This window comes from Streptomyces sp. NPDC002306, from assembly GCF_053593435.1.
Genome location: NZ_JBSFCK010000072.1, coordinates 1 through 15,194, shown reverse-complemented (window position 1 = coordinate 15,194; position 15,194 = coordinate 1). Strand labels below are relative to the sequence as shown.

12 protein-coding genes and 7 pseudogenes are annotated in these 15,194 nt (G+C 62.3%); 4 read left to right on the top strand and 15 right to left on the bottom strand.

Annotated elements, in window-relative coordinates; all coding sequences use genetic code 11:
• A pseudogene (locus ACWCQK_RS40210) lies at nt 1-278 on the top strand (transposase); the annotation flags it as partial.
• A gap of 346 nt (nt 279-624) precedes the next feature.
• Here ACWCQK_RS40210 and ACWCQK_RS40205 read toward each other — a convergent pair.
• The 10 genes and pseudogenes from ACWCQK_RS40205 to ACWCQK_RS40160 form a co-directional block, all read right to left on the bottom strand.
• Entirely contained in the window at nt 625-1,131 is a 507-nt protein-coding gene (locus ACWCQK_RS40205; RefSeq protein ID WP_451163946.1) for an SRPBCC family protein, read from the bottom strand.
• 87 nt (nt 1,132-1,218) lie between these two features.
• Nucleotides 1,219-1,767: pseudogene (locus ACWCQK_RS40200) on the bottom strand (transposase family protein).
• A gap of 168 nt (nt 1,768-1,935) precedes the next feature.
• The gene (locus ACWCQK_RS40195) at nt 1,936-2,847 is read right to left on the bottom strand and encodes an LLM class flavin-dependent oxidoreductase (protein WP_451163944.1); all 912 of its coding nucleotides are present in this window, start codon (nt 2,845-2,847) and stop codon (nt 1,936-1,938) included.
• Nucleotides 2,848-2,854: 7 nt separating this feature from the next.
• Entirely contained in the window at nt 2,855-4,042 is a 1,188-nt protein-coding gene (locus ACWCQK_RS40190) for a cytochrome P450 (protein WP_451163942.1), read from the bottom strand.
• Nucleotides 4,039-4,587: a GNAT family N-acetyltransferase gene (locus ACWCQK_RS40185; RefSeq protein WP_451163940.1), complete on the bottom strand. Its 549-nt coding sequence runs from the start codon at nt 4,585-4,587 to the stop codon at nt 4,039-4,041. Before ACWCQK_RS40185 ends, ACWCQK_RS40190 begins: the two co-directional genes overlap by 4 nt.
• Before the next feature lie 10 nt (nt 4,588-4,597).
• Nucleotides 4,598-5,326 (bottom strand): TenA family protein, encoded by a 729-nt coding sequence (locus tag ACWCQK_RS40180; protein ID WP_451163938.1) that lies wholly within the window; start codon nt 5,324-5,326, stop codon nt 4,598-4,600.
• Entirely contained in the window at nt 5,316-6,497 is a 1,182-nt protein-coding gene (locus ACWCQK_RS40175; protein WP_451163936.1) for an NAD(P)/FAD-dependent oxidoreductase, read from the bottom strand. Before ACWCQK_RS40175 ends, ACWCQK_RS40180 begins: the two co-directional genes overlap by 11 nt.
• The gene (thiD, locus tag ACWCQK_RS40170) at nt 6,490-7,308 is read right to left on the bottom strand and encodes a bifunctional hydroxymethylpyrimidine kinase/phosphomethylpyrimidine kinase (RefSeq protein ID WP_451163934.1); all 819 of its coding nucleotides are present in this window, start codon (nt 7,306-7,308) and stop codon (nt 6,490-6,492) included. Before thiD ends, ACWCQK_RS40175 begins: the two co-directional genes overlap by 8 nt.
• Nucleotides 7,309-7,321: 13 nt before the next feature.
• Nucleotides 7,322-7,834: a nucleoside 2-deoxyribosyltransferase gene (locus tag ACWCQK_RS40165; RefSeq protein ID WP_451163932.1), complete on the bottom strand. Its 513-nt coding sequence runs from the start codon at nt 7,832-7,834 to the stop codon at nt 7,322-7,324.
• Complete coding sequence (locus tag ACWCQK_RS40160; protein WP_451163930.1) at nt 7,831-8,841, bottom strand: thymidylate synthase; 1,011 nt, start codon at nt 8,839-8,841, stop codon at nt 7,831-7,833. The genes ACWCQK_RS40165 and ACWCQK_RS40160 overlap by 4 nt, the downstream gene beginning before the upstream one ends.
• A 337-nt stretch (nt 8,842-9,178) precedes the next feature.
• Between ACWCQK_RS40160 and ACWCQK_RS40155 the strand changes: the two are divergent.
• Together ACWCQK_RS40155 and ACWCQK_RS40150 are read left to right on the top strand one after the other, a co-directional pair.
• A pseudogene (locus tag ACWCQK_RS40155) lies at nt 9,179-10,072 on the top strand (IS630 family transposase); the annotation flags it as partial.
• Nucleotides 10,063-10,510 (top strand): annotated as a pseudogene (locus ACWCQK_RS40150) (IS607 family transposase). The pseudogenes ACWCQK_RS40155 and ACWCQK_RS40150, both read left to right, overlap by 10 nt.
• 633 nt (nt 10,511-11,143) lie before the next feature.
• On the opposite strand, the pseudogene ACWCQK_RS40145 reads toward ACWCQK_RS40150, so the two are convergent.
• Nucleotides 11,144-11,329, bottom strand: a pseudogene (locus ACWCQK_RS40145) (IS1380 family transposase); the annotation flags it as partial.
• A 155-nt stretch (nt 11,330-11,484) separates the two neighbouring features.
• Entirely contained in the window at nt 11,485-12,042 is a 558-nt protein-coding gene (locus ACWCQK_RS40140; RefSeq protein WP_451163928.1) for a hypothetical protein, read from the bottom strand.
• A 495-nt stretch (nt 12,043-12,537) separates the two neighbouring features.
• On the opposite strand from ACWCQK_RS40140, the pseudogene ACWCQK_RS40135 reads away from it, so the two are divergent.
• Nucleotides 12,538-12,710: pseudogene (locus tag ACWCQK_RS40135) on the top strand (IS5/IS1182 family transposase); the annotation flags it as partial.
• Between the two features lie 66 nt (nt 12,711-12,776).
• On the opposite strand, the gene ACWCQK_RS40130 reads toward ACWCQK_RS40135, so the two are convergent.
• The 3 genes and pseudogenes from ACWCQK_RS40130 to ACWCQK_RS40120 form a co-directional block, all read right to left on the bottom strand.
• Complete coding sequence (locus ACWCQK_RS40130; protein WP_451163926.1) at nt 12,777-13,397, bottom strand: TetR/AcrR family transcriptional regulator; 621 nt, start codon at nt 13,395-13,397, stop codon at nt 12,777-12,779.
• A 47-nt stretch (nt 13,398-13,444) separates the two neighbouring features.
• The gene (locus tag ACWCQK_RS40125; RefSeq protein WP_451163924.1) at nt 13,445-14,962 is read right to left on the bottom strand and encodes an FAD-dependent monooxygenase; all 1,518 of its coding nucleotides are present in this window, start codon (nt 14,960-14,962) and stop codon (nt 13,445-13,447) included.
• An 89-nt stretch (nt 14,963-15,051) separates the two neighbouring features.
• Nucleotides 15,052-15,194: pseudogene (locus ACWCQK_RS40120) on the bottom strand (IS630 family transposase); the annotation flags it as partial.

Below are 15,194 nucleotides of genomic sequence, written 5' to 3'. Positions count from 1 at the left end.
CGCCTGAACACCCATGTCTCCCGCAGGATGCGGGACCTCGTCGCCGAACGCGAGTGGCTGACAGTGTTCCTGCTGCCCGCCTACTCACCCGACCTGAACCCTGTCGAAGGCGTCTGGGCACACATCAAACGCAGCCTCGCCAACCTCGCCGTCATAGCCCTCGACCGACTCGAAACCCTGGTCCGCAACCGCCTCAAACGCCCTCAATACGGCCCCACACCCTCAACGGCTTCATAGCCGGCACCGGCCTCACCCTCGACACCCCAGCCTCACCATGAAACGCCGAAGCCAGTATGCAGGTAGGCCAGGGCAAGCAGGGCTTGTCGGCTGCTGCGCAGGCACCGCCATCGGGTGCCGATGTCACGGCGGTGCCGGCCCAGGCGGGCAGCGAGGAAGCCCAAGGCAGACTGAGCAGGTCCAGTCCAGACGGGCAGACATGCACACGAAGCCTTCTGGTGGAGACGGATCTCTTGGTCGAAAAACCCATCTACCAGGGGCTTCGCCTGTCTGTCAGGCCAACCACCCAGCCTGGCCAATAGGTTGGAAAGAGCTCACTGTGGGGGTACCTGCATGCGGTAGTCGAGAGTCTTTCGGTGCCCTCGGTTTTCGACGGATCCGGTTGTCTTATGGCCCGAGGATGTCACGCTTGAGTAGCCGCTGGGTTTCCTTAAAGGTCGAGGTCATCCATTCGAGCCAGGTTTGGGATACGAAGCGCTGCAGTTCGTCGAGGCTGTGTGAATTCAACGCTCTCCAACTGTAGGTCCATTCAATCTGGGTGCGCGTGCCTACAGGGGTGAAGATCCATTGTGAGCTGGCCAGGTCGGTCAAGGTACCGACGTCGCCCGAGAATTGTGTGAGGTGATATGCATACAAGTGGGGCCGGACGAGGGCATCGATCGTTTCTTGCGCGCGTAGTCCGCTTTGGAAATTGAGCCAGCGTGAGGCGCCGACGCGCCCCCATGGTCCGTTGATGATTTCATAGTTTGTCAGTGCGGTCGGCCCTGTGAGGATCGCGAGGACAACGTCGTCGACGGAGACGAAGTCAAAGACTCGCTCGACTGTGTTGTCAACGGTGCCGTGGAGAGTTGCTAGTACGGTTGTGGCGCTTGTTGTGTCGACCTGCATGCTCATGGAAGATCACCTTATGATGCCGTTGTTTGATGGTGCAGGTTCTGCCGCGGACAGTTACCGCCGGGTGGCTTGGAAGATGGATTTTTGTCAGTGAGTGTTTTGAGCGTTGCTGCCTGGGTGTGAGGATGTCCTGGCGAATAGCGTTTCTTGTTTTGGGCTGTAGGGGGTTTTGTGGAAGACGTGCCACGCGGTGAGTCGGGTTGCGCGCCTTGCGTGGGGTTCTGGTTTGGGCTAGCGCGCGGTTGATGGTGTGGTGTGTTGATGACAGTTCGCCGTTTGGCGGGTGGCGGCCAGGATTGGCACGTCTTGCCGTTCTTGGATTATGACGTGCAGTTGGTCTTTGTGGGAGTAGTCGGCGCGGCCGTCGTTGACGCCGGTTGTGCTCGGGTGGTGTCCTGTCGATCAGTAGGTGGCTGGGGTTGGTTTCGTGCAGGACGCGCAGGGGGCCGGGTCTGTGGTTGGCCGGTAGATCAATTGCCGCGGTGGTGCAGGCGTGGCGGTACCGACCGAGATCCTGAAACCAGCGGCCATTTGGGCGAGGGTGTCGCGTCGGCGCAGATAGACCAGGCCGACGAGTGTCCACTGGTGGGGCGGGAGTGGGCAGCGTTGGTCGCTTTCGCGGGTGACGACAGGCATGGTGACCTACTCGACCAGGGTGTGTGGCAGGTCGAGTGCAGCAGAACAGGAAGCCAACACGCCTCCTGTGCCGATGAGTTGTGACTTCGAACATTTCCCTCAACGACACGGGAGCCTCGCACGGTGGGGTGCGGCCAGTGCGTGTCTCGGGCGTCCGCCGTCGCCTGTTCAGGGGGCATTGTGTAGCTGGGGGAGGACGTCGGCGGCGATCTCTTCGAGGACGGTTTCGCTGGCTTGGTAGATGCCGTTGGTCCTGGGCCAGTGGGTGATCAGGTCGGTGAAGCCGAGTTCGGCGGCTCGGCCAGCGTGCTCGGTGAAGGCATTCTTGCTGGACATCGACAGCACGGGGGAGCCGTCCAGCGTGATATATCGGTCGATGCTGTCTGGGCTGCGGCCTTCTTCGGCGAGGATGTCGTTGAACCGGTTGGTGAGTTCGCCGACGGTTTTCCACCAGCCGTCGAAGCCGGCAGCGAGGTCGCCCTGGATTTCGTCGGCGATGGGGCCGGTGAGCCAGGCTTGGCCGAAGCGCGCTGCGACGCGCATGGCCCGTGGGCCGTTCGCGGCGACGACGAACGGCAGTCTGGGCCGGTGAATACATCCTGGTGTGTTGCGTGCGTCCACGGCAGAGTAGTAGGCGCCTTCGAAGGTGAATCGGTCATGGGTCAGGAGGCCGTTCATGACTTCGGTGAATTCTGCGAAACGGGCGGTGCGTTGGGCGGGGGAGAGATCGGGCTGTCCCAGCACGACGCGGTCGTATCCGCCGCCCCCTGATCCCAGGCCCAGCTTGAAGCGGCCTTGGGAGATGTCATCGAGAGCGAGGGCCTGCCGGGCGAATGTCACGGGGTGCCGGAAGTTGGGGGAGGTGACGAGGGTGCCCAGACCGATGGTAGAGGTGGACAGGGCTGCGGCGGTCAGGGTGGGTATGACGTCGAACCAGGGCCCTGAGAGGAAGTCCCCAAGTTGGCAGCCGAGGTGGTCGTAGGACCAGGCGTGATCGAAGCCGTAGGCTTCGGCGCGGCGCCAGCGGGAGGCGGATTGGCTCCAACGCTGTTCGGGAAGGATGACGATACCAGCGCGCATGAGTTACTTACCTTTCTTGTAGGTGTAGTGGCAGGTGTTGCGGGCCGTAAGCCGCCGCGAGGACTGGCCGCCAGAGGATGTTCCTGGCGGCGGCAGGGGGCGTGAATCGCTGGGTGAGGGCCTCGATACCGGTCTCGATGATCATTTTTCCGAGACTGCTGCCGGGACAGAAGAATGAGCCGCCGCCGAAGGCTAGGGGGAGTTTTCCACGCGGCCGGGTTATGTCGAAGACGTCGGGATTTTCGAACGCCGTCGGGTCCCGGTTGGCTGACAAGTTGCATATAGCCGCCATATCGCCGCGGGCCAATGACAGGTCCTTGTACTCGAGATTCTCGAGAGCGAATCTGAGCGTGTGGGTGTGCGGGGACCAACGTAAGGATTCCTCTGCGGCGCCGGGTATGAGGTGGGGATCCACGGCTAGGAGTTCCCATTGCTCAGGGTGCTCGCTCAGAGCGACCAGAGCACAACCGAGTTGATGCATGGGAGCGTCGTGTCCGCCCATGATGATGGAGACGAGGAAGCTGATTTGATGCTGCAAAGGTAGTTCCGTGTGCAGCAGGGCAGAAATAATATCGGTGCCCGGCTGGGCCTGGCCAGCTGCCATCTCCTGTTCGATGTAGTCGAAGAGCGACTGGAGGCTCTTTTCGACGTGGCTTCGTTGTTCGTCGCCTAGGGACAGGGCGAAGACGAGGCCGACATCGGCGGAAGCTGAAGCGTAGCGCCTCAGTTTTTCCACGGGCAGTCCTGTCAAGTGGCAGAAGACCGCGAGGGCGAGGGGGTTGGCGAATTCAGCCATGAGGTCGGACGGCCCGCCGGCCGGCAGGTGGCCGGCAAGGTCGTGAGCCGTCGCCAGGGCGAATCCTCTTGCGTCGGCGAGTTTGCGGGGGCTGAGAAAGGGGGCCAGGACAGCACGTAACCGGGCGTGACTGTCCCGCACAGTGCTGGACATGTTGGAGCCGAGGTAGCGATGGATTGCCCCGGTGGTGATGCCGTGCAGTGCCAAGTGGCCGTTGCCGGTGGGAGACAGTCGGGAGTCTGCCAACAGGTCTGTTGCCTCCTGGTAGCGCAGGACCATGATGCCCAGGGGGGTTTGGGCATACCAATGTTGCTCTCTTGCCGTGCTGACTTGGGGACTTGCGAAGCTGAACGCGGGGTTGAGGACATTGATGAACGGAATGTCGAGCAGTTGGGTCATGGGGGACAAGTCTTTCGGTACGGGGCAAAGGCCGACGGGGTGATGGGATGTTCTCGCGTCTGCGTGTACCAGACAGAGAAACCGCGGCGCAGGTAGTTCGGGAGTGCACTGGGGTGATCTAGGCTCGATGTGAGAAGCCAGACTCTCTTCGGGAGTCTGCTTTCGGAGTTGGCTGCTTTCCACGCGGTCCGTGTCGCCAGTGTCAGGGCGTAACTTCCCATTCCCTTGCCGGTGTGTTCGGGGAGCAATCCGAACACGACGATTTCGATGCTGCCGTCCACGTCGTATGCCAGCTCTAGAGCGCCGATTGTGTCTCCCCTGAGGGTCAGCAGCCACTGCGTGTGTCGGGAGTCGGCCAGCCATTGTTCCCACTGGGTGTCGTTCCAAGTGCAGCGGGCCCAGTGGTGCGGCGTGCCCATGGCCTTATGGAGGTTAGACACGTCATCGAGACTGGTGGCGCGCCGCAGTGACAGGCCGTCCACCGCCCGGGCCGCCCGGAGCTGGCCGGCGTGGGTCATTTGCAGGAAGGTGATGGCTTCTTTCATGGCGCATCTGCTACGACGACGCGTCAGGTACGTGTTTGATGACCTGCTGGGCGTAGCACAGTTGACCTCCGGGCCACGAGCCACTCTGGTGGTAGGCGGCGTCGAAGACGCGGAGCTGATGCTGGAGACTGCGGGTGTAAAGCTGCAGCAGGTGATCCCGTTCTGTTTGATCCATGCGTTGGGCAGCAGTTTCGATCACTGCTGCGTGCTGGTCGCACATCTCGGTGCGGGTGACACGTTTGTACATGTTGGCCCAGATGGTGAAAGCGCGGGGGCCGGGTATGTCGACGTCCTGGAAGCGGTTCCCAATCACCCTGACGAACATGGCACACGGGTACAATGCCATCGCGATCTCGGGAAGTGTGCCTTCATAACCGATGCGGACTAGGTGGTTGACGTACGCCTCGCGGGCGGGAGAGCACGACCAGCGGGCCGGTTGAGTGGGGACGTCATATCCCAACTGGAGGAGCATCTGTCGCTTCTCCTCCAGCTCACTTACGGTGGACATGTCGTCCAGTACATGGGCGGCCGCTTCGGCCCACGGGTGGCCGGTAGGCGCCTTGGCGATGCCAAGAGCGAGAGTTCGGTTGAACTCCGCCACATGCGCGCCATCGTCCAGTTGGAAGAAGGCGAACTGTTCTGGAGTCAGGGTTCCGGCGGCCATCGCCTCGATCCATGGGTGGGTGGAGTAGGCGTGCCAGATCGGGGCGGTGGTTTTGTGACAGTGTTCAAGGAACATGGCTACCGCTCTTTCCGTCACTCGTGGGCTGTGTGAACCGGCTGGCTGAGAACGCGGCCGCGGTGTTCGCGACATTACGGTCAAGAACAATTTGCGACATCAGGCTGGCGGAGCCTGGGCCGAGGATGAAGCCCTCGCCGCCGTGACCGCAGCATGCGTAGAGGTCTTCGGCGATTTCGTCGATGATCGGGCGACCGTCCGCAGCGTACGGCCGAACACCCGACCAGCTGTCTTCGACGGCTGCGTCAACCAAGGCCGGTATTCGGCGAATGGCGCCTTGCGCGATTCGCGTGGCCGTGAACCGGTCTTCCGGCCACAGGGAGGGGGACCAAGACGCGCCGATGGCGAAACGGCCGTCGTGACGCTGGTGCATGAGCGCCCCGACAGCGGCGGGTTCGTTCGCAGCGGTGGCCAGGCCGTTGAGCGTGGTCCTGGTGGCGGCGAGCGCAGCCGACCCGGCGCTTACCGCAGAGACAATCCTGGTCAGTGTGGGCGGCAGGGGTTCGGTGAGAAGGATCCGGCCGCGCACACCGACCAGGGGAATGCGGCAGCCGACATCCTGGACGAGCAGGGCAGTGCGCAGGCCAGTGGCGAGGACCACCTTGGAGGCTTCGATGCATCGGCCGGTCGATGTCAGAAGCTGCCATCGGCCGGCCGCGCGGCGCAGACACACCACGGTGACACCGCCGCTCAGTTCGGCACCCGCTGCCCGAGCGGACCGCGCCAGGGCAGCCACGGCCTTGTGCGGGTTGATCCTGCGCCCTTCGGTGTAAAGAAGGGCGCTGCCGCCCGCTGGGTCGATAGACGGCTCTACAGCCTTGAGTTCGGCTGCATCGACCAGTCGTACCTCGACGCGGTTCGCGTCATTGTCCTTCTTCCGGGCGAGCAGCAGGTCCTCCTCGCCCTGGCTCGCCATGACGAGGGTGCCAACCGGGGTTTGATCCCAGCCGAAGTCGCCATGCTCAGCCAAGCGCTGATAGTGCAGGATGCTCTGGTGCCAAAGCGGTTGGACAGCCGGGGCTGGGGGGACGATCTCGCCGTGGGCACATCCGGAAGCGCCACCGTTGGGCGAGCCGCTGTCAAAGACAGTCACCGCTGGACCGGCTTCGGCGAGCATCCAAGCGGTCGACAGCCCGACCACGCCAGCTCCGACCACTGCGACGTCAGCCATGGTCCCCCCGGGCGGAAAGCTGGACAAGGCCAGCTCTTACGTCGACTGGATGGTCCTGCGTCCCAACGCTGACCGCGCCATAGCAGACGGCTGCGGCCACCACTCGGTGTGCCTCCCGTGCAGCCGACAAAATGTCGCAGCCCCGGGCGAGCAGGACCGCCAGGAGAGTGGAGTGTGCGCACCCGGCACCATGCTCACAGCCAGTGACATGGCGTTTCCTGGCAAGGATCGGGTGGTGTTGCCTTCCGTCGTACAGCCAGTCACCGCCGTGAGGGGCCATCGCGTCCGTGATGAGAACCGCTCTAGCCCCTCTGGCAAACACAAGCTCTGCCAGTGCGGATGGCAGGCTCACGTTCCGAGCATCCGCCAGAATCTGGGCTTCGGCGACATTGGGCGTGACGACGGTGGAGATTTTGAGCATGCGCTGCCGCGCGGTCTTGAGAGCCTTTTCGTCCGTCTGGAGGGAGCTTCCCGATGAGGTCTTCAGCACGGGGTCGAACACGATCGGCACATGAAGATTCTCAAAATGGTCCGCGAGAAGATGCATTACCTCCGCACTCCACACGGTACCAACCTTGATCGCGTCGATGCGAATGTCCTTCATCACCGCCGAAATCTGATCTGCGATCATGCCCAGCGGCACATCGACGCGTGAAACCACGCCCCGGGTGTTCTGGGCGGTGACACCCACCACGGCAGTGGCGCAGTATGCACCTATGGCCGTGCAGGCTTTGACATCGCCCTGAATGCCGGCACCGCCACTGGAGTCAGACGATCCGACTGACAGGCATACGATCTGTGCAGTCGCCATGATCAGTCACTTCTCAACCCGTGTTCGCCAGGACAGTCGGCCAGTTTGCCCCAAGTCGGACCGCCAGGGCAGCGGTGGCTTGCGATAGGGACGCCAGAAATGCAGGATCCTGACGGTACGTGAGGTAGGTAGTGGCGGGAGCGACGCCACCCAAGCCTGTCACCAGGGCTGCATGCTTGCCCTGCTCCTCAAGAAGTAGAATTGTCGGGCGTCCCATAGCGCTTGCCCAACCGATTTCGATGTGCGTGCCAGGAGATGCCGGGTCTCCCGGAAAAGCCACAAAGAGATCACATGAGCTCATCCAGCGGAAATCCCGCTCAGTGCACGCCGCGGCTGGGACCATCGACAGGCCCCACCCCTCTTCACGGTGCGCATTGAGAACTTCCCAGCCGCTTTCCTCGTAGAAGCGGATGAGCCTGCGATATCGGTTTCTTAGGCCGTGCGCGAGAACTCCCGTTTTAGAGTTTACAGCTCCCTTGAACGGGCCACCGATGAAAACAACTGGCTTTTCAGTCTTCTGTGTCATCGGGCTGCCGCCTTTGCGTGAAATGAAGAGGAAAGATCAGGGAATCGGTTGACTAACATGTACCGGTAGAGTGGATCGAGCTCGTCCACCAGTTCATCGTCATCCATACTTGCCCCGTACCGGCTGCGACGGTAGAGCTCGAAGATCGCCACGACCTGCCGCCAGTATTCGGGAAGTTCAAGCGCTTTGAAATCAGAGATTCCTAGCCGGATGGCGTCGGTGCGCAGACTCTTTTCGATCTGCATTACGCGCTCAACATGCGGCCGTTGATCACCCATGGGCATGACCGACATGCAATCTCCTGGTGCCTGCGCGTCACGAAGAGCTGCAATGATCCGCTGGGCCGGCCCAAGGTCAGGCTCGTATAGATGCAAGGACCCGACCATATGCGTATAACGCCCCAACTCAAGACCGAGCTCTCGGGCCATGAGCTCCTGCAGAAACGTGAACGAGAAAATATCGCTCACTATTCCTCGATAAGCGTCATTGGCGCGCATGTAAGACACCAAGTTGAGGCGACCGTTGCGAGCCAGGAACTGTAGAGCGATAGTGCAGGCGACGTCCGGGTTCCCGGGCACGGTGAGTTCTTCAGGCTGGTAGATCTGAATGACTGCCCGCTTGCTATCAGGATCATCCCGGAGGGTAGAAGCCACCGATGACCATTGATCGAGATTGCAGCCACCAAAATCGAAGATCCGAGGCCCATAAGCGGTTCCCGTAAGCACCTCCGCGCCCATGACGAAACGACGGATTCCTGGCGCATAGTAGGCCATGTACTCTAAGCTGTCACTACCAGAGAAGTACCATAGTGCTTCTGCTAAATTGAATACAAGATTGGACCGTCGAATGGCCGCTGAAATCAACCGGCGTCTCGGATCCTCGATGGAAAAAGATACGCCAACGTGTTCCTGGCTTGCAAACCCGCGTGGAGAGTTTCGATACTCCGGATCGCTTAGCAGGCTCTCAAGATTGGACAGGTATGCTTCTGCGAGTCCATTATGCTTCATGGTCCGAATCATTTCGCCAAGGTGAAATTAGGTGAGGGCTATGGTGAGGTTGAAAAGTTTGGACTTTCTGTGTCGGACGGGCAGGAAACTAGGGTTTTTATAGTTACCTGCAAGGCTTCAGCGGTGCATGGGTAGTCGCTACCTACTCCACCCTCAATCTTGCATGGCGGTCCGTCGACGGAGTCGGTGGGCCGTTTCGTTTCTGGTGGCTGGTGTTGGCGGTGGGGACGGGTGGACGGCTGGTTCCTAGCTAGTGCCGCATCAAGCAACGTTCGCGCTGTGCTGAGACTTTGCGGGATTGCTGCGTCGGGTGGTCCGATACAGCGAGAATGATCACGTGGCTGAGCGTGTGCGGGTACGCGAGATCGATGACGACGAGGGCAGGCGGTTGCTGCGGATCATCCGCCGGGGCACGGGGTCGGTGGTGACTTGGCGGCGGGCCCAGGTGGTGTTGTTATCCGCACAGGGCATGCCCGTGGCCAAGATCGCCGAGGTGGCATTCACCAGTGCGGACCGGGTTCGGGACGTGATCCACAACTTCAACGCCGACGGCTTCGCCTCGCTCTACCCGAAGTACAAGGGCGGCCGGCCACGGACTTTCACTCTTCCCGAACGCCGGGAGATCAAGAAGATCGCCAAGTCCAGGCCGGCCGAGCACGGCCTGCCGTTCTCGACCTGGAGCCTGGCCAAGCTGGCCGACTTCCTGGTCGCCGAGGGGGTGGTCGACGACATCAGCCACGAGGGCCTGCGCCTCCTGCTCCGCGAGGAAGGCGTCTCCTTTCAACGCGTGAAGACCTGGAAAACCTCACGCGACCCCGGCTACGCGGCCAAGAAGGCCCGCGTCGAACACCTCTACGCGATCGCCGACGGCGAGGTCATACCCGACCGGGGCGAGCCTGAAGTCGTCCTCTGCATGGACGAGTTCGGCCCGCTCAACCTCCAGCCCCACCCTGGCCGGCAATGGGCCGAACGCGGCGGCCGGCACAAGGACCCCGACCGCGAGCCCAGGCCGAGGCGGCGGGCGACCTACACCCGCCCACACGGGGTCCGGCACCTGTTCGCCGCCTACGACCTGGGCAAAGACCAGCTCTACGGACACATCAAGAAGACCAAGAACAGATCGACGTTCCTGGAGTTCTGCCGATACCTGCGCTCACTGCACCCGCTCGAGAAACGCATCGCGATCATCTGCGACAACTCCCCACACCTGACGACGAAGCGGTGCGGACGAGGCTTTCGGAGTGTGCCCGTCGGCACGGCGTGAGCCATCAGGCTGCTTGGCGGTGGGTGAAGGACGGGAAGATGCCTGTCCCGGTCCGTCAGGCGCCGTCCGGGACGTGGTTGGTCGACGAGGTCGCCATCCAATCGCCCGGGTGTGTGGTGACGTACTGCCGAGTGTCGTCCGCCGACCAGAAGGCCGACCTCGAGCGGCAGGCCGCGCGGATCGTGTCCGGCGCGAACGGGCTGGGCCTGGCTGTCGCCGAGGTCGGTTCCGGGCTGAGCGGGCGGCGCCTGGTCGTCCTCGATTCCACCGGGACCGCTGACGACCTGGTGCGCGACATCACCGAGGGGCTCACGTCCTTGTGTGCGCGCCGGTACGGGCGGCGCGCGGCGAGGAGCCGTAGCTGCTCGCGCGGTGGCCGTACCGGCCAGTGAGGCCGCCGGATGAGGAGGTTCCAGCCGCAGCCCGGGTTCGTGGTGCAGGGCGTTCCGGTTCGCCCTGGACCCGAACGCCGCCCAGGAGGCCGTGTTGCGTTCGACTGGGCTGTGGGCTGGGTGACGGCGGCGTGGTGGTAGCGCCGTGCGGAGGAGACGTACGGCGTCGCGGAGGACGGGCTGACGCCGTGGCGGCCGTGGTCGCTGCCCGCGCTGCGCAAGGCGTTCAACGCGGAGACCAGAACATCCCCAAGCGGGTGCCGAAGCCTCGCGGAGCCGACCAGAAGACCCGCGCCACCCGCCCCCGCCGCACGGCGGAGGCGGGGCGGGCAGGTGGCGCAACCCTGCCGCACCAGCGGCAGACGGAAACGAGAGACCGTCCTCAAGTCCAAGCCCCCACGCTTTGGTGACGTGACGGACTTTCCAGGCCGAAATGCCCGGAATGCTGAGACCTGACTACAGCTGCAGCAACGGTTCTCAGAGCCGGACCTTTCCTTCTTCTTGTGCGCTCTTGTGTTTCTTGCCTGCCTGTCAGGGAGAGGATGGGTATCCAGGTCAGCGATCCGCGCGGTCTGCGCGATTTCGGGTCAGAGCCGGATCTGGGCGACATTATGCAGGAGCAGGTTGCGCGAGTCGATGGGCCGGCGTTGCGGATAGGGGCCTCCGCGCGGGCCCGCAGGTGGTGGCGGAACTCGAGTTCGGCGATCCGTCGGCTGGTGGTGTGGGCGGCGAAGTAGGTCAGCCGGATGTTGTTCGTGTCGGTGAGCCTCAACTGGGCCTTGGGGTGTGGTCGTTCCTTACGGACGATCAGCCGCATGCCCTTCGGCCAGCCACCGGGACATCACCGATGAGCTTGGCGACCCAGGTGCCGTCCCGGATTTCGCTTTCGCTGCCTGCCTTGACGACTGGTGTCCAGGCAGGTACAGGGATGTTCAGCACGGGGCAGTGGATCGCAGGGAGCGTCAGTCACCGCGCCAGCACCGATACTCAGACGCACGCAACCTGTATGGAAGAAGCCACGGACGCGGAGACCGTGCAGTCTGTCGCGTCGTCATTCTCGACGAACGACGGTTCGACATTCTCGTCTACAGTGGTGATCAGCTTCCAGCTTCCCTTTACTGGATTATCGGCGATCAGTCTATAGCCAGTATCGAAACGATTCGAATTCTCGAAGTCATCCCAGTGGGCCTGATAGTGGACTGTGGCACCCATGGTGGAGGGGGCATGGTTCGGGACGTGCGTCTCTAATGTCCACGTGAACTTCATGGGAGTCGACGCGAAGGAGATGGGGGGCATGGTTTCAGATACCCAGGAGCGAAAGTATATATCGTTCCCGTTCGCGGTATCCTTGAAAAAACATGTGTAATGCATGGCTATTACGGTGCCGCTCTCAGATCGAGACTCAACATTAGTGCTGCAGCCAAAGTTTGAGAAAACGGGTGCAGTCGCCACAGCCTCGGACTCGATGCCCAGAAAGAAGAAACTGGAGGCGATAATCGCTGTTGTGAATTTTCGAGCTGTCTGAAGTTTCAACACATTCTCCATTAGGGAAATGGCGCCGAAATTGCAATGGAGTGATATTGCCATGTTTGTTGCAGTCGCGGTGCTCAGTGGTCTTATGGGAGGGTAGTCCGGGCTGGTTTGATCTATATGAGTAGGGGATAGTTAAAGTGGCTGTTGTTGTTCCGATCTTGGGGGGTGCTGATCGGACGGGGGTCTCGATTGGGTGAGCGTGGCTGGAGGCGTCGCCAGCAGATGAGTGCGCAAGCGAGGCTGAGAAGGCTTCGTGGATGCGTCGCGGTCAGGCTGTATCGCTGGCAGGTGTCTTTGCGGGGTCGGCCGAGTGTTGCGTGGTGTGAGGATTGCGTTGGGTTCTGGCAGGCCATCGCGTGGGGGCTGAGTTCGGTAGACGCCGTGGTGGTGATTGAGCTTCTTCGAGTTGGCCGCCGATCGGGTGATGGCCCAGGGCCGCAGCATGCGAGGCCCCCGAGTTGTTGATCGAGATGTCTTTCGTCTCAACTACGCTGCTCGGGGGCCTCGTTGGTCATCTGTCCTGCCGCACTCGACTTGCCGCATGCGCTTGTGGAGTGGGTGACCGTGCTCGTCGTCACCTGTGAGGGTGACCGGCGCTGCAAGTTCCGCCCGTCCCAACGCGCGACGGTGGCAGTGGTGTACCTGCGCGAACACACCACACGGCGAAGATCGCCGCCGGGTAGCGTGCCGCGTTACCAGCCTGCTTGCGCTTGGCAGCAGCAGGCGCTGAGGGCCAGTGGTCGGCTTCACTGCACCGTTTGGTCGTCGGAGGTGTCGCCTGACCTGCGCAAGGTGCGGAATGCCTGGTCCACAAGTGAGGGCAGGTCTTCGATCCCGCTGCTTTCTACCCAGTGGGTGAGCGCCGTGGTGAGAGCGGCTAGCGAGGTTGCGGCGAGAACTCGGGTACTCAGTGTGATTTCTGTCTGGAGTCGGGCCGCGAGGGCTTCGGCGAAGAGACGCTCGGTGACGTACTGGTTCTCCCAGACCCGGGCGCGCAATGCCGGCGTCTGCAGGACAAGACGGGTACGAACCAGGAGCGCTTCCTTGTCGGCGGCATAGATGGTAGCCAGGCCCTGCCCCAGAGCTTCGTGCAAGGCGGTGAGCGGACCCTCTTCCGAAGGGCGTTGCTCAATCAGACGCATGATCAACGGGTCGTAGTCGTCGCTTTCGACAGCGGCTTCCTTAGTGGGGAAGTGACGGAAAAACGTCATGTGGGAAACTCCTGCGGCGGCCGCGATCTCCTCAACAGTGGTGTTTTCGTACCCTTGGCTGAGGAACAGTCGCAGGGCATGTTCCTGGATGGTCCGGCGTGTCTGTGCCTTCTTGAGTTCACGCAGACTCATCGGCAGGGTCGGGGGCGGCTCCACGGTCCATCTTCCCTTCACTCGTTCACGTCAGGCGACCCTCGGATTTATCACTGAGTGTAACCGAATGCGCGTGTCAGCCACTGGGCCAATGCGGCTGGCGATGTGCCGCGCCAGGCCAAGTGGCCGTCAGGCCGCACCAACATGACCTGCTGGCCATGAAGGTTGGTAACGGAGGTCAACACTTTTACTGCGCCGGTCTTGCCGAGGTACTGGTGGGCTACGGTTGTGCACGGGTGCTCGCCAGCGGTAGGCAGGACAAGCGCCCAGTGTGATCCCAGTTCCCCGTGGAGACGTGTGGGGCTGCCGCCTTCCCGGGTGCATTTGAGGTCAAGCACTCGATCGCCCGCGTGAGGGCCACGGGTGACCCAACCGGGCAGGGAGCGGGTTGCCAGCGGGCCGGAGCGGTAGGTGATCTTCAGCTGGGAGGATTTTTCCCAGATCAGCCGCTGAACCGTCGGACGGTTCATCAGCGGGACAAAAATACGGTCGCGCACCGCCCGGGCGAGGCGAGTTTCTCCGACAACCATGCGGGTCATGGTGCTGGTGGAATGTAATACCTCCTGCGCGATCGGCCGCCGCTCGGCCTGGTACGTATCCAGCAGCGCAGTTCCGGACCGGCCGGTGGCGACGAGGGCAAGTTTCCAAGCAAGGTTCTCAGCGTCGCCCAAGCCGGTGTTCATGCCCTGCCCACCGAGTGGGCTGTGGATGTGCGCAGCATCCCCGGCCAATAGGATTCGGCCGCGTCGGTAACTGGACGCCAGTCGGCGGTGGATACGGAACGTGGAGGTCCACAGCGCCTCGTGCACCATGACAGCGGGAATACGTGCATGATCCTCAAGCAACCCAGTCAGCACAGCCAGCAGACGATCGGACGCAAGACCTTCGGTGATATCCGCAGATGCAGGAGCCATCAAGCGCCACACGTTGTCACCGGGCAGCGGGAAGACTCCCACTATCTGGTCGCCGCGCAACCATACTGAGACTGCGTCGCGGGACAGAGGTAGTTCCGCCCTTACATCGGCAAGCAGAAAGCGTTCGATGACGGCAACTCCCGGAAAGCTGATGCCTGCTGCCGTGCGCACCTGACTGTGTGCGCCGTCGCATCCCACCAGCCAGTCGGCGCGCATCTGTCCGTCAGCCAAGCCTAAGGTCAAGCCTTGACTGTTCTGGTCAGCGGCAAGTACTTCCCGCCCCCACTCCACCTCGACACCCAGTTCACGGAGTCGATGCCGGAGTTGGGCTTCTACTTCGGCCTGGGAAATGATAAGGCCAGGCCTGGTCACCAGCTTGGTGCGTTGGCCGACTCTGAGCCGTGCCATGGGCTCGCCATTGATATGGGCGATCACCTGCCCGATGTGCACCGACCGCTGCGGCAAGTCCACCAAAGCGCCGAGACGGTCCAGGATTTCCAAACCCCGCGGCTGCAACCCGAGCGCTCGCGAAGTCACCGAGGGGCCTTTCGCCTTGTCCACCACCCGGACCGGTACCCCGCTCGCCCTCAACGCGCAAGCCAGGGCAAGCCCTGTCGGACCCGCCCCGGCCACGACAACAGTCGTATCCGACATCTGAACCTCCAATTGTTAGTGACTAACTGAAGTTAGAGGCTAACTCGAGATGGGTGTCGGGTCGAGGCGCCGTTACTGACCTTGTCGGATTAGGTTCGGGGGTGGAGGGTCAGGCCGGTTTCGGTGAGGCAGCCGTTGATGAGTTCCGGGTGGCGTTGGATGTGGGCGAGGCCTCGGCGGAGGGTGCGGGTGAGGTGGTCGGGGTCGGTGAATGCGGTGTTGGCCATGGGTC

Coding starts and splice junctions, on each gene's coding strand:
- ACWCQK_RS40180 (WP_451163938.1), bottom strand. CDS start 5,326: ATGTTCCTTGAACACTGTCACAAAACCACCGCCCCGATCTGGCACGCC.
- ACWCQK_RS40205 (WP_451163946.1), bottom strand. CDS start 1,131: ATGAGCATGCAGGTCGACACAACAAGCGCCACAACCGTACTAGCAACT.
- ACWCQK_RS40125 (WP_451163924.1), bottom strand. CDS start 14,962: ATGTCGGATACGACTGTTGTCGTGGCCGGGGCGGGTCCGACAGGGCTT.
- ACWCQK_RS40175 (WP_451163936.1), bottom strand. CDS start 6,497: ATGGCTGACGTCGCAGTGGTCGGAGCTGGCGTGGTCGGGCTGTCGACC.
- ACWCQK_RS40195 (WP_451163944.1), bottom strand. CDS start 2,847: ATGCGCGCTGGTATCGTCATCCTTCCCGAACAGCGTTGGAGCCAATCC.
- ACWCQK_RS40190 (WP_451163942.1), bottom strand. CDS start 4,042: ATGACCCAACTGCTCGACATTCCGTTCATCAATGTCCTCAACCCCGCG.
- ACWCQK_RS40140 (WP_451163928.1), bottom strand. CDS start 12,042: ATGGAGAATGTGTTGAAACTTCAGACAGCTCGAAAATTCACAACAGCG.
- ACWCQK_RS40185 (WP_451163940.1), bottom strand. CDS start 4,587: ATGAAAGAAGCCATCACCTTCCTGCAAATGACCCACGCCGGCCAGCTC.
- ACWCQK_RS40160 (WP_451163930.1), bottom strand. CDS start 8,841: ATGAAGCATAATGGACTCGCAGAAGCATACCTGTCCAATCTTGAGAGC.
- ACWCQK_RS40165 (WP_451163932.1), bottom strand. CDS start 7,834: ATGACACAGAAGACTGAAAAGCCAGTTGTTTTCATCGGTGGCCCGTTC.
- thiD (WP_451163934.1), bottom strand. CDS start 7,308: ATGGCGACTGCACAGATCGTATGCCTGTCAGTCGGATCGTCTGACTCC.